General features: G+C 72.8%; 2 protein-coding genes. Both read left to right on the top strand.

Translation table 11 applies throughout. The features are described 5' to 3' along the window. The first annotated feature begins 21 nt into the window (after positions 1 to 21). Positions 22 to 8,043, top strand: a complete 8,022-nt coding sequence (locus LXT21_RS45275; protein ID WP_267145444.1) for a type I polyketide synthase — start codon at positions 22 to 24, stop codon at positions 8,041 to 8,043. Then, positions 8,040 to 14,181 (top strand): type I polyketide synthase (locus LXT21_RS40335; RefSeq protein ID WP_254043579.1); only part of this gene is annotated, 6,142 nt, incomplete at its 3' end. The genes LXT21_RS45275 and LXT21_RS40335, both read left to right, overlap by 4 nt.

Genomic DNA, 14,181 nt, shown 5'->3' with positions numbered 1-14,181 from the left:
GTGGGCGGAAGAGGCGTTGAGATGACGGCTGAAGGTTCGATGTCGGAGCAGGCCATCCAGGCGTGGCTCGTCGCGCGCATCACCGCGCTGTTGGGCCTGGAGACGCTGGACCCCCAGGAGCGACTGAGCCGCTACGGGCTGGACTCCGTGAAGGTCGTGGCCTTGATGACGGAGCTGTCCCGTGTGCTGGGCCGCCCCGTGTCGCCCCTGTTGTTCTGGCGGCACCCGTCGATTCAGGCGCTGTCGGCGGCGCTGGTGGGACGCGCGGAGACCGGGTCCCGGCCGGTGGCCACGACGTCGGCCTCGCGTCCGGTGGATGAGCCCATCGCGGTGGTGGGGCTGGCGTGCCGCATGCCGGGCGCGCCGGACGTGGCCTCGTTCTGGCGGCGCCTGTGCGAGGGCTACGATGCGATGCGCGAGGTGCCGGCGGAGCGCTGGGACATCGACGCGTACCACGACACCGAGCTCCAGGCGCCGGGGAAGATGGTGGCGCGCCGCGCGTCCTTCGTGGACGGCGTGCAGGGCTTCGACCCGCTCTTCTTCGGCATCTCCCCGCGAGAGGCGGAGCAGATGGACCCGCAGCAGCGGCTGATGCTGGAGCTGGCGTGGGAGGTGTTGGAGGACGCGGGCGTGCCCGCGACGGGGCTGCGTGACTCGAGCACCGGCGTCTTCGTGGGCGCCATCTGGCACGACTACGCGGTGCTGCACCAGAACGCGTGCGCGGCCGTCACGCCGCACACCGCGACGGGGCAGGCGCTCAACATCGTGGCCAACCGCATCTCCTACGCGCTGGGCCTTCGCGGTCCGAGCGTCACGCTGGACACGGCGTGCTCCTCGTCGCTGGTGGCCGCGCACCTGGCCTGTCAGAGCCTGCGCGCGGGCGAGTGCCGGCTGGCGCTGGTGGGCGGCGTCAACCTGCTGCTCGCGCCGGAGACCAGCGTGGCGCTCACCAAGTTCGGTGGGCTGTCGCCGGATGGCGCGAGCAAGGCCTTCGCCGCGGACGCGAACGGCTTCGCGCGCGGCGAGGGCGCGGGCATGGTGGCGCTGATGCCGCTGTCCGCCGCGCAGGCGGCCGGGGTGCCCATCTACTGCGTCATCCGTGGCGGCGCGGTGAACAACAACGGCTTCGGCAACGGCCTGACGGCGCCCAGCGCGTCCGCCCAGGAGTCCCTGCTGCGTGACGCGTACGCGCGCGCCGGAGTGACGCCGAGCCGCGTGCACTACGTGGAGACGCACGGTCCTGGTACGGCGCTGGGCGACCCCATCGAGGCAGGGGCCCTGGGCACGGTGCTGGGCGAGGGGCGCGAGGCGGAGCGCGCGCTGCTCATCGGCTCGGTGAAGACGAACATCGGCCACCTGGAGGGCGCCGCGGGCATCGCCGGTCTGCTCAAGGTGGCGCTGGCGCTGGCGCACCGCCGCGTGCCGCCCAACCTGCACTTCGACGCGCCCAACCCGCTCATCGATTTCGGGACGCTGCGCCTGATGGTCCCCGAGCGCCTGTCGCCCTGGCCCGCTGAGGACGAGAAGGCACTCGCGGGTGTGAGCGCCTTCGGCTGGGGTGGGACGAACTGTCATCTGGTGCTGGAGGAGGCCCCAGGCTCGCGCGCGGAGCTCCTGCCGCTGGCGGCGTCGGATGTGGCGACCCTGCGCGCCGAGGTCGAGAAGGTGGCGGCCCGCGCGTCCGACGCCGGGTCGCTCGAGACGCTGGCGGAACTGTGCCAGCCATGGGCGCGCAGCGTGGGTGAGGGCGAGCACCGGGTGGCCTTCACGGCCCGTTCGCGCGCGGAGCTCGCGGAAGAAGCCCGGGCCTTCCTGGCGGGTCAGGAGCGCGTCGGGCTGGTGGTGGGCAAGGGCGAGCGGCCCTCGCCGCGCATCGCCTTCGTGTGCACGCCCCAGGGCTCTCAATGGGACGGGATGGGGCGCGAGCTGCTCCACCGCGAGCCCGTGTTCCGCGCGAAGGTGGAGTCGCTGGACGCGGCCTTCCGGCCCCTGGCGGGCTGGTCGTTGGTGGAGGCGCTGGTGACGCCGCACCCGCGCGCCGAGGACGCGGACGTGGTGCAGCCGCTGCTCTTCGCGGTCCAGGTGGGGCTCGCGGCCTTGTGGCGCTCGTGGGGCGTGGAGCCGGAGGTGGTGGTGGGTCACAGCCTGGGCGAGGTGGTGGCCGCCTGCATCACCGGCGCGCTGAGCACCGAGGACTCCGCCTGGCTGGTCCACCACTACAGCCGGTTGCAGCAGCGCACGGCGGGCCGCAGTGGCATGGCGCTGGTGGGCCTGCCGGGCGTCGAGGTGGAGGTGCTGCTGACGCCCCTGGAGGGGCGGGTGGTGGTGGCGGGCTTCAACGACCCGTCGACGACGGTGGTGTCCGGTGAGGCGGGGGCGCTCGATGGGCTGCTCGCGGAGCTGTCCTCGCACGGCGTGTTCTGCTCGCGCATCCCCGTCAACGTGGCCGCGCACAGCCCGGAGATGGACGCCATCCGCGAGGACCTGGACGCGGCCTTCGCGCGGATGACGCCCCGGCCGAGCGCTCCTCGCTGGGTGTCCACGGTGACGGGAGAGGACCTGGAGGGCGCGTCGCTGGAGGCGTCCTACTGGAGCCGGAACCTTCGTCAGCCGGTGCGCTTCACGCAGGCGGTGGAGAAGCTGGCGGCGGAGGGCATCGACACCTTCGTCGAGCTGAGCGCGCACCCGGTGATGCGTCGCTCGCTCGAGCAGGCGCTGGCCCGGACGGAGCGCACGACGCTGACGGTGGCCTCGATGCGGCGCGACGATGCGCGCGGTGGCCTGCTGGATGCGCTGGGCGCGTTGTACGCGTGGGGTGCGCCCGTCTGCTGGCCGGGGACCCCGACGGTGGATGGCGCCGTGCTGCTGCCGCTGTCGGCTCGGACGCCGCAGGCGCTGGCGGACCTGGCGCGCTCGCTGGTGCCGCATTGTGACGCCGCGTCGTCGACGTCGCTCGCGGATATCGCGGCGACGCTGGCGCTGCACCGCTCGCCGCTGGACCAGCGACTGGCGCTCGTGGCGCGAGACCTGGCGGGCGCACGCGAGGGGCTGGAGGCCTTCCTGCGGCAGGAGCCGCGTCCGGGGCTGGTGGTGGGACAGGGCCCCGCGTCCTCGCGGACGCCGGTGGTGTTCGTGTTCCCCGGCCAGGGCTCGCAGTGGGTGGGCATGGGGCGTGAGTTGCTCCGGAGCGAGCCCGTCTTCCGCGCGGCGATGCAGGACTGCGACGCGGCGCTGCGGGCCTTCGTGGATTGGTCGCTGCTCGAGGTGCTGGCGTCAAGCGACGCGGGCTGGCTGGAGCGCATCGACGTGGTGCAGCCGGCGCTCTTCTCCATGCAGGTGGGGCTCGCGCGACTGTGGCGCTCGTGGGGAATCACCCCGGACGCGGTGGTGGGCCACAGCATGGGCGAGGTGGCCGCGGCGCACGTGGCCGGCGCCCTGACGCTGGAGGACGCGGCGCGCATCATCTGCCGTCGCAGCAAGCTGCTCCTTCGCACCAGCGGACAGGGAGCCATGGCGGTGACGGAGCTGTCGCTCGACGAGGCGCGCGAGGTGCTGCGCGGCGTGGAGGACCGGCTCTCGGTGGCCGCGAGCAACAGCCCTCGCTCCACGGTGCTCTCCGGAGACCCCCAGGCGCTCCAGCAGGTGTTGGAGACGCTGACGCAGCGTCAGGTCTTCTGCCGGCCGGTGAAGGTCAACGTGGCCTCGCACAGCCCGCAGATGGAGCCGCTGCGCGCGGAGCTGCTCGAGGTGCTCGACGGGCTCTCGCCGCGCGCGAGCGAGGTGGCGCTGCACTCGACGGTGCTCGGGCGCGTGGCGGAGGGGACGGAGCTGACGCCCGCGTACTGGGTGCGCAACCTGAGGGACCCGGTGCTGCTGTCGCAGGTGGTGGAGTCCCTGGTGGCCACGGGGCACGGGCTGTTCGTCGAGGTGAGCGCGCACCCGGTGCTCCTGCCCTCCATCGAGCAGACGCTCGCGCACCTGGGCAAGCCGGGCACGGTGCTGCCGTCGCTGCGGCGCGAGCAGCCCGAGCGCGTGGTGATGCTGGAGTCGCTCGGCCGCCTCTTCACGCAGGGACGCGAGGTCTCCTGGCGCGCGGTGACGCCCGAGGAGGGCCGCCAGGTGTCGCTGCCCACGTACCCGTGGCAGCGCGACCGGTACTGGTTCCAGCCGGGCGCGGCGGGGGCGTCGAGGAGCGCGGGCCAGGGACACGCGGTGCTCGGGGTGTCGCGGCGCTCGTCGCTCCGGCCGGGGGCGCGGTTCTGGGACGTGGACGTGGCGGTGGAGAGGCTGCCGTACCTGAAGGACCACCGCGTGCAGGGCACGGTGGTGCTCCCGGCGGCGGCCTATCTGGACTGGGCCCTGGCCGCGGCGCGCGAGGCGCTGGGCGAGGGGGCGTGGGCCCTGGAGGACGTGCGCATCGACGAGGCGCTGGCGCTGCCCGAGGACGGCTCGCGGCCGACGCAGTTGGTGCTGACGTCGGAGTCGGCGCAGGGCGCGTCGTTCAAGGTCTCCAGCTTCGTGCCCGTGTCGGGCGAGAGCGCGGAGGTGTGGACCGTGCACGCGTCCGGCAGCGTGAGGCCGCTGGCCACGGGGGCCGAGGTGTCCGCCGTGTCGCTGGACGAGGTGCGGCGTCGGTGCACGCAGGTTCGCGAGGGCTCCGCGCACTACGGGGAGATGGAGGCGCGAGGCTTGAGCTACGGCCCGACGTTCCAGGGCCTGCGCGAGGTGTGGCGTCGCGACGGTGAGGCGCTAGGGCGCCTGGAGGTGCCCGAGGCGCTGGGCTCCGTGCGAGGGCTGCACCCGGCGATGCTCGACGCGAGCCTGCAGGTGCTCCTGGAGGCGTTCCCGTCGGGAGGTGGCACCCACGTCCCGGTGCGTGTGCGCCGCTTCGCGGTGAGTCGCGCGGGCACGCCGGTGCGTTGGGCGCATGCGCGACTGTCGGAGCCCGTGGCGGGGGAGACGACGCGGCAGGGAGACGTGTGGCTCCTCGACGCGGACGGCAAGTGGGTCGCCGAGGTGCGCGGCATGGTGCTCGCGCCCCTGGCGGGACAGCGCGACGCGCGGCTGGTGGCGCAGGACCGGGCGCTCTTCGAGATGGCGTGGCACCGCGTGGACGCGCCCACGACATCCCAGCCGGTGGATGCACCCTGGCTCGTGCTGATGGATGGCCAGGGTCATGGCGCCGCGCTCGTGAGCCAGCTCGAGGCACGGGGCGGCACGTGCGTGAAGGTGGAGGCGGGGACGGAGTTCCGCAAGCTGGGCGCCCGGCACTTCGAGGTGGCGCCGGGTTCGCGTGAGCACCTCCAGCGACTGCTGACCGAGGCGTTCCCCGAGGGGCAGTCGTGTGGAGGCGTGGTGTACCTGTGGGCGCTCGAGGCCTCCGAGGTGGAGGTGTCCGGAGCGCGCGCGAGTGACGAGGCCGAGCGGCTGTGCGGTGGCGCGCTGCACCTGGTGCAGGAGCTGACCCGCGCGGGTTGGCGCACCGCGCCCCGGCTGTGGCTCGTGACGAAGGGCGCGCAGGCCGTGGGCGGAGAGCCCCGGGTGAACGCGGTGCAGGGCTCGTTGTGGGGCTTGGGCCGCGTGGTCTCGCACGAGCACCCGGAGCTGCGGTGCACCTGTGTCGATGTCGAGGCGCTGTCCCCGGACGCCGTGGCCTCGCTGCTGACGGCGGAGCTGCTCGCGGGAGCGAAGGACGAGCAGGTGGCGCTGCGCGCCCAGGGACGGCACGCGGCGCGACTGGCGCGGCGGCTGCCTGGGGATGCGTCGCGCGAGTCCGCTGAGCCGAGGCTCCCCGTCGAGGGGCACGCCTTCCGGGTGGAGATTCCCACGCCCGGCGTGTTGGACCGACTGGTGGCGCGGGTGACCGAGCGACGTCGTCCGGCTCGCGGCGAGGTGGAGGTCCAGGTGGAGGCGGCGGCCCTCAACTTCATCGACGTGATGAAGGCGATGGGCATCTACCCGGGTCTGCCTCCTGGGCCTGTCTCGCTGGGTGGCGAGTGCGCGGGCCGCGTGGTGTCCGTGGGTGAGGGCGTCACGGGGTTCTCTCCCGGACAGCGCGTGGTGGCGGTGGCCGGAGGCAGCCTGGGCTCGCACGTCATCGCGGACGCGCGCTTCGTGCGCCCGTGCCCCGAGGGCATGAGCGCCGAGGACGTGTCCACCGTGCCGCTCGTCTTCATGACGGCGTGGTACGCGCTGGAGCACCTGGGGCGGCTCCAGAAGGGAGAGCGAATCCTCATCCACTCCGCGGCGGGCGGACTGGGGCTCGCGGCGGTGCAGGTGGCCCAGGCTCGGGGCGCTGAAATCTTCGCCACGGCGGGCACGCCCGAGAAGCGCGAGTTCCTGCGCAGCCTCGGGATTGCGCACGTCATGGACTCGCGCACGCTGGCCTTCGCCGACGAGGTGAAGCGCCTGACGAACGGCGAGGGCGTGGACGTGGTGCTCAACTCGCTCTCCGGTGACGCGATTCCTCGCGGCCTGGAGCTGCTCGGTCCGGACGGGCGCTTCCTGGAGGTCGGCAAGCGCGACATCTACGACGGCCGGGCGCTGGAGCTCACGCCGTTCCGCAAGAGCATCTCGTACACGGCCATCGACCTGGCGGGCCTTCAGGAGCGCAAGCCCGTGTTGTTCGCGCGGCTGCTCCAGGAGGTGATGGAGCAGGTGGAGTCGGGCGCGCTGCGGCCGCTGCCGTACCAGCGCTTCCCCGTGTCGCGCGTGGCGGACGCCTTCCGCGAGATGGCGCAGGGCCGGCACACCGGCAAGCTCGTCATCGGTATGGAGGACCCCACGCTGAAGGTGGCCCCCGCGCGCTCGGGCTTCCGCGTGCGAGCGGATGGCACGTATCTGGTGACCGGTGGCCTGGGGGGGCTGGGCCTCTCCGCGGCGAAGTGGCTGGTGGAGCACGGCGCGCGGAACCTGCTCCTGATGGGCCGCTCCGCGCCGTCGCAGGCCGCGCGTGGGACGTTGACGGAGCTGGAGACCCTGGGTGCGCGAGTCGTCGTGGCCCAGTCCGATGTCGCGGACGCCGAGCAGCTCCGCGCCGCGCTGGCCAGGACGCGTGACGGAGCGCTGCCGCCCCTCCGCGGCGTGCTGCACTGCGCGGGCGTGCTGGAGGACGCCACCCTGTCGCGGCTGACGACGTCGCACCTGCGCACGGTGATGGCACCCAAGGTGCGCGGCGCGTGGAACCTGCACGAGCTCACGCGAGGCGAGTCCCTGGACTTCTTCGTCCTCTACTCGTCCGTGGCGTCGCTGCTGGGCCTGCCGGGACAGGGCAACTACGCGGCGGCGAACGCGGCGATGGACTCGCTCGCGCACCACCGGCGCGCGGTGGGGCTGCCCGCCACGAGCGTCAACTGGGGTCCGTTCTCGGACGTGGGCCTGGCCGCCGCGCAGTCCAACCGTGGCGAGCGCCTGGCGTACCAGGGCATGGCGAGCTTCGTTGCGCGCGAAGGCGAGGAGCTGCTCCGGCGGCTGCTCGACGAGGGCGCCACGCAGGCCGCCGCGGTGCGCCTGGATGTGCGCCAGTGGCTGGAGTTCTTCCCGTCCGTGGCGCCGCTGCGCGTCTGGTCCGAGCTGAGCGCGGAGGGACGCGGCGAGGTGGCCCGTCCCGGCTCGGACTTCCTGGGCACGCTGAAGCAGGCGGAGCCGGGCGCGCGCCTGGAGATGCTGGAGGCGCACCTGCGCGAGCGGATTGCCCAGGTGCTCCGGCTGGAGCCCTCGCGCGTGGGACGGGCGGACCCGTTCCGGGCGCTGGGCCTGGACTCGCTGATGAGCCTGGAGCTGCGCAACCGCGTCGAGGCGTCCCTGGGGCTCAAGCTCTCCGCGACGCTCCTGTGGACGCACTCCACGCTCGGCGCGCTGAGCGTCCACCTGCTCGAAAGACTCGAGCTCGCGCCGGTGCGCGAGCCCTCAACCCCTTCGCCGTCGAAAGAGAACCCGGAGCGTCCACCCGAGGAGTCCGCCGCGGAGCTCGCGGCCCTCTCAGATGAGCACCTGCTGGACCTCTTCGACGATGCGCTGACCGCGCTGGAGAACGAATCGTGAGTGACGCGACCAAGGAGAACGAACTGAAGCAGCGCATGGCTCGCGCCGTGCTCGCGATGCAGAAGGTGCAGGCGAAGCTCGACACGCTCGAGAAGGCGCGCACCGAGCCCATCGCCATCGTCGGCATGGGGTGCCGCTTCCCGGGCGGGGCGGACTCGCCCGAGGCCTACTGGAAGCTCCTGGACGAGGGGCGGGACGCCGTGCGCCGTGAGCCGGCGTCGCGCCGCACGGGCCCCGACACGGGCACGCCGCGCTGGGGTGGGTACCTGGACGAGGTGGACGGCTTCGACGCGGACTTCTTCGGCATCTCCCCGCGCGAGGCGGCGAGCCTGGACCCGCAACAGCGGCTGTTGTTGGAGGTGAGCTGGGAGGCCCTGGAGGACGCGGGGCAGAACCCGGAGAAGCTCCTGGGCTCGTCCACGGGCGTCTTCGTGGGCATCACCGGCAACGACTACGAGCGCGTGTTGCCCATGGGGGCGGACCAGCTCGACGCGTACTACATCACGGGCAACGGTCACTGCTTCCCGCCCGGCCGCATCTCCTACGTGCTGGGCCTCCAGGGCCCGAGCCTCGCGGTGGACACGGCGTGTTCGTCGTCGCTCGTCGCGGTGCACCTGGCCTGTCAGAGCCTGCGGCTGGGCGAGTGCAACCTGGCGCTCGCGGGTGGCGTCAACCTCATCCTGGACTCGTTGAGCACGGAGATGATCGCGCGCACGCAGTCGCTGTCGCCCAACGGGCGGTGCAGCACCTTCGACGCGTGGGCCAACGGCTTCGTGCGCGGTGAGGGCTGCGGCGTCATCGTGCTCAAGCGCCTGTCGGACGCGCAGGCGGACGGGGACACCATCCTCGCCGTGGTGCGCGGCTCCGCCATCAACCAGGACGGCCGCTCGACGGGGCTGACGGCGCCCAACGTGCTCGCGCAGCAGGCGCTGCTGCGTCAGGCGCTGGCGAACGCGCGCGTGGAGCCCTCGGCCATCGGCTACATCGAGGCGCACGGCACGGGCACGTCCTTGGGTGACCCCATCGAGGTGGAGGCCCTGGCCGACGTGGTGGGCGCGCCGCGAGCGGATGGGAGCCAGTGCGCGCTGGCGTCCGTGAAGACGAACATGGGGCACCTGGAGTCCGCGGCGGGCATCGCGGGCCTGATGAAGGTGGTGCTCTCGATGCGCAACGAGCGCATCCCCAAGCACCTGAACTTCACCCGGCTCAACCCACGCATCCGCATGGACGGCACGGCCTTCGTCATCCCGGCGGAGCGCGCGATGCCGTGGGTCCGCTCGGAGAAGCCGAGGTTCGCGGGCGTCAGCTCGTTCGGCATGAGCGGGACGAACGCGCACGTCGTGCTGGAGGAGGCCCCCGTGCGCGCGGTGCCCTCGGTGGCGCCGAGCCGGCCCGCCTCGCACCTGCTGCTCCTGACGGCGAAGTCCGAGGACGCGCTGGCCGAGCAGGTCCGTCAGTACGCGAGCCACCTGTCCGCGCACCCGGAGCTGGACGCGGCGGACGTGTGCTTCACCGCGAACGCCACGCGCGCGCGCTTCCCTCACCGGCTGGCGGTGGTGGGCGGCTCGACGCAGGCGCTGGCTGACGCGCTGAAGGGCTTCGCGCAGGGAGAGGTCTCGGACGCGGTGGTCACGGCGGAGGCCGCGCCCCAGTCGCCGAGGGTGGCCTTCCTCTTCACGGGGCAGGGCAGCCAGTCCGTGGGCATGGGCCGCGAGCTGTACGCGACGTCGCCTGTGTTCCGCGAGGCGCTGGACCGGTGCGCCGCGCTGCTGCGGCCCCGGATGGAGCTGCTGTCCGTGCTCTTCCCGGCGGAGGGCGCGACGTCGCCCATCGACCAGACGGAGTACAGCCAGCCGGCGCTGTTCGCGCTGGAGTACGCGCTGGCGCAGGTGTGGAAGAGCTGGGGCGTGGTGCCGCACGCGGTGATGGGACACAGCGTGGGCGAGTTCGCCGCCGCCGTCGTCGCGGGCCACCTGTCCCTGGAGGATGGCCTCGCGCTCATCGCGGAGCGTGGCCGGTTGATGCAGGCGCTGCCCTCGGGAGGCGCGATGCTCAGCGTCTTCGCCACCGAGGCCCAGGTGCAGCCGCTGCTGGAGCCGCACCGGAGCCAGGTGTCGCTGGCCTGCCTCAACGCGCCCGGCCAGGTGGTGCTGTCCGGAGCGGGAGAGGTGATTGCGCGGCTCGACCAGGAGCTCCAGGCGCAGGGTGTGCGCACCAAGGCGCTCGTCGTCTCGCACGCGTTCCACTCGCCGCGGATGGACCCGATGCTGGAGGCGCTGGAGTCCCAGGCCGCTCGCGTGAAGGTGATGCCGGGGACGATTCCCCTCGTGTCGAACGTGACGGGCCGGCCCGTGGGCGCTGGCGAGCTGGGCGCACCGGGGTACTGGCGTCGCCACGCGCGTGAGGCCGTGCGCTTCCAGGAGGGCATGGAGTCGCTGCGCGAGCTGGGCATCGACGTGTTCGTCGAGGTGGGGCCCACGGCCACGCTGCTGGGCCTGGGGCGCGCGTGCCTGGGAGAGCAGCCCGCGTGGATTGCCTCGCTGCGCAAGGGTCGTCCCGACGCGGAGCAGCTGTTGGGCGCGCTGGGGCGGTTGTTCCTCCGGGGCCAGGATGTGAACTGGCGCGCGGTGGACGCGGAGCCCTCGCGGCAGAAGGTGGCCCTGCCCACCTACCCGTGGCGCCGCCAGCGTCACTGGCCGACGGAGTCTCCCCGCCTCACGACGGGGCGCTCGGAGGTCGCCACCGCGCACGGTGCCGCGACGGTGACGGAGCTGGACGCGAGCTCGCTGCTCCAGGTGCGTTGGGAGGAGTCGACGGCGAGCGGGCAGGGCACCACAGGTGCCTGGATGCTGCTGTGCGACCAGGGCGGCGTGGGTGATGCGCTCGCCACGCGCTTCGAGCAGCAGGGCGTGCCGCACGTGAAGGTCTACGCGGGGGCCGCGTCCGCGCCGGGGACCCTGGCCGTGGACCCCGCGGACGGCGTGGCGCTGGCGAAGCTGTGGAAGGAGGCCTTCCCGGCGAACCTGCCACGCGCGGGCGTGGTGCACCTGTGGGGTCTGGATGCGTCGGGCGTGGAGTCGCCTGGAGCGTTGCGGACCAGCACCCGGGAGCGCTGCATCAGCGTGGTCTCCGCGCTGCGGGCGCTCGAGTCCTCGCCGGAGCTGCCCGGACGACTGTGGGTCGTGACGCGCGAGGCCTGCGCGGTGGAGTCCTCGTCGGTGGACCCGTCGCAGGCGCTCTTGTGGGGCCTGGGCCGCGTGGCGGCGCTGGAGCACCCGGAGCGCTGGGGCGGCCTGGTGGACGTGGAGAACGCGGAGGGCGAGACGCTGGCGGACGTCCTTACGCGCGGCGCGGGTGAGGGCGAGGAGCAGGTCGCGCTCCGGAGCGGGCGTCGGTTCGTTCCCCGGCTCGAGTCGAAGCCGCTCCCCACGGCGAAGGCCACGACGCTGGCCTCGGCCGCGACGTACCTCGTCACGGGGGGCCAGGGGGAGCTCGGGCTGCAGGTGGCGCGCTGGATGGTGAAGCAGGGCGCGCGGCATCTGGTGCTGACGGCGCGCGGAGCCTTCCCCGAGCGCTTCGATTGGGATGCCCTCGAGGCGCGTGGTGGCGATGTGGCCGTGCGCATCGCGGCGGTGAAGGAGATGGAGGCCGCGGGAGCGACGGTGGTGCTCGCGCGCACGGACGTCTCCCGTCGTGAGCAGATGGTGGCGCTGCTGGAGAACGTGCGCTCGACGATGCCTGGGCTCAGGGGCGTGGTCCACGCGGCGGGTGTCTCCACGCACGCGCGACTGCGGGAGCTGGATGCCTCCGCGCTCGACGCCGTGCTGGCGCCGAAGGTCGAGGGCGCGTGGCACCTGCATGCGCTGACGCAAGGGGACTCGCTGGACTTCTTCGTCCTCTTCTCGTCCATCTCCGCGGTCTGGGGCTCGGTGGGCTCCGGACACTACGCGGCGGGCAACGCGTTCCTGGACGCGCTCGCGCAGCACCGGCGCGCGCGGGGCCTCGTGGCGACGAGCATCAACTGGGGCCCGTGGGCGGGCCGGGGCATGGCCTCGCCGGATGCGCAGCGGTGGCTCGCGAACATGGGCGTGGACTCCCTGGAGACCCAGGAGGGCATCGCGTGGTTCGAGCGGCTGCTCGGCGCGGACGTCACGCAGGCGACGGTGGCGCGCGTGCGGTGGGAGCGCTTCAAGCCCATCTACGAAGCGCGTGGTCCTCGACCGTTCCTGGCGGCGATGGGGACGAAGGCCGTGGAGACCTCCGCTGCTCCGACGGTGAGCACCGCGCCCGTGCTGGGGCGGGACGAACTGGAGGTGGCGGTGCGCCAGCAGGTGGCGGGGGTGCTCGGATTGGACCCGAAGCGACCGATTCCCGCGGGGCGCGGCTTCGCGGACCTGGGGATGGACTCGCTGATGGCGGTGGAGCTGAAGGAGCGGCTCCAGCGCGTGGTGGGACAGTCGCTGCCGGCGACGCTGGCGTTCAACCATCCGAACGTGCAGGCGCTCACGGAGCACCTGCTGAGCCTCGTGGAGGAGAAGAAGCCTCGCGCCGAGACGCCCAAGGCCGCCGCTCGCACCGACGAGCCCATCGCCATCGTCGGAATGGCCTGCCGCTTCCCCGGTGACGCGAACACGCCCGAGGCGTACTGGCGTCTGCTGCGCGACGGGGTGGACGCCACCTCGGAGGTGCCCGCGGACCGCTGGGACGTGGACGCGCTGTTCGACTCGGACCCGGAGGCGCCGGGGAAGATGTACATGCGCAAGGGCGGCTTCCTGCGCGACGTGGCGGGCTTCGAGCCGCAGTTCTTCGGCATCTCCCCGCGCGAGGCCGAGAGCATGGACCCGCAGCAGCGACTGTTGCTGGAGGTCGGCTGGGAGGCGCTGGAGCGCTCGGGCATCAACGCGGACTCGCTGCGAGAGACGAACACGGGTGTCTTCGTGGGCGTCACCGCGTCGGACTACTCGCGCGTCATCCTCAATCAGGACGCGGCGGCGGTGGACGCGTACTTCGCCTCGGGCACGTCGCTGAACGTCGTCGCGGGTCGACTGTCGTTCGCGCTCGGGTTGCACGGTCCGAGCATGGCGGTGGACACGGCGTGCTCGTCCTCGCTGGTGGCGCTGCACCTGGCCTGCCAGAGCCTGCGCAACGGTGAGTCCACGCTCGCGCTGTCGGGCGGTGTGAATCTCATCCTCACGCCCGAGGCCACGCTGTCCATCTGCAAGGCGCACATGCTCTCGCCCGAGGGCAGGTGCAAGACCTTCGACGCCTCGGCCGACGGGTTCGCGCGAGGCGAGGGCTGCGGTGTGTTGGTGCTGAAGCGGCTGTCGGACGCGGTGGCGGACGGGAACGAAGTGCTGGCGGTGATTCGCGGCACGGCGGTGAACCACGACGGGCCGAGCAGCGGACTGACGGTGCCGAACGGGCTGGCGCAGCAGGCGGTGATTCGTCAGGCGCTGGAGAACGGAGGAGTGAAGGCGACGGAGGTCAGCTACCTGGAGGCGCACGGGACGGGGACGTCGCTGGGAGACCCGATTGAAGTGGACGCGATGTGGGGCGCGCTGGGGGAGGGGAGGAGCGGAGAGTCGCTGTGGCTGGGGTCCGCGAAGACGAACCTGGGGCACCTGGAGTCGGCGGCGGGGGTGGCAGCGGTGATGAAGGTGGTGCTGTCGCTGAAGAACAAGCAGCTGCCGCCGCACCTGCACTTCAAGACGCCGAACCCGCACATCGGTTGGGGTCAGATGGCGGTGGAGGTGCCGACGAAGCTGACGCAGTGGGACCCGAAGCAGGGACGTCGGCTGGCGGGCGTCAGCTCGTTCGGATTCAGCGGCACCAATGCGCACGTGGTCCTCGAAGAGGCTCCGGCCCCGCGTGAGCTGCCTGCGTTCCAGGAGCGCCCGAAGCACGTGCTGGTGCTGTCTGCGAGGAGCGCGAGCGCGTTGGAAGAGCAGGCGAAGCAGTACGCGGGAGCGCTGGGAGAGGCGCCGGTGGGAGACGTGTGCTTCACGGCGTCAGTGGGGAGGACGCACCTGGAGCAGCGGCTCGCGGTGGTGGGCGCCAGCGCGGAAGAGCTGAAGACGAAGCTGGAGCGCACGGTGGCGGGAGAAGCCGTGGCGGGAGTGGTGAAGGGGCAGGCGGTGG

Origin of the sequence: Myxococcus guangdongensis, assembly GCF_024198255.1 — a bacterium.
GTDB classification, from domain to species: Bacteria; Myxococcota; Myxococcia; order Myxococcales; family Myxococcaceae; genus Myxococcus; species Myxococcus guangdongensis.
Note: the sequence above shows the minus strand (reverse complement) of the source record. Positions and strands in the feature narration are given on the sequence as shown.

Excerpts from the sequence above, each read along its gene's own strand:
- LXT21_RS45275 (WP_267145444.1), top strand. The coding sequence starts at position 22 with ATGACGGCTGAAGGTTCGATGTCGGAGCAGGCCATCCAGGCGTGGCTC.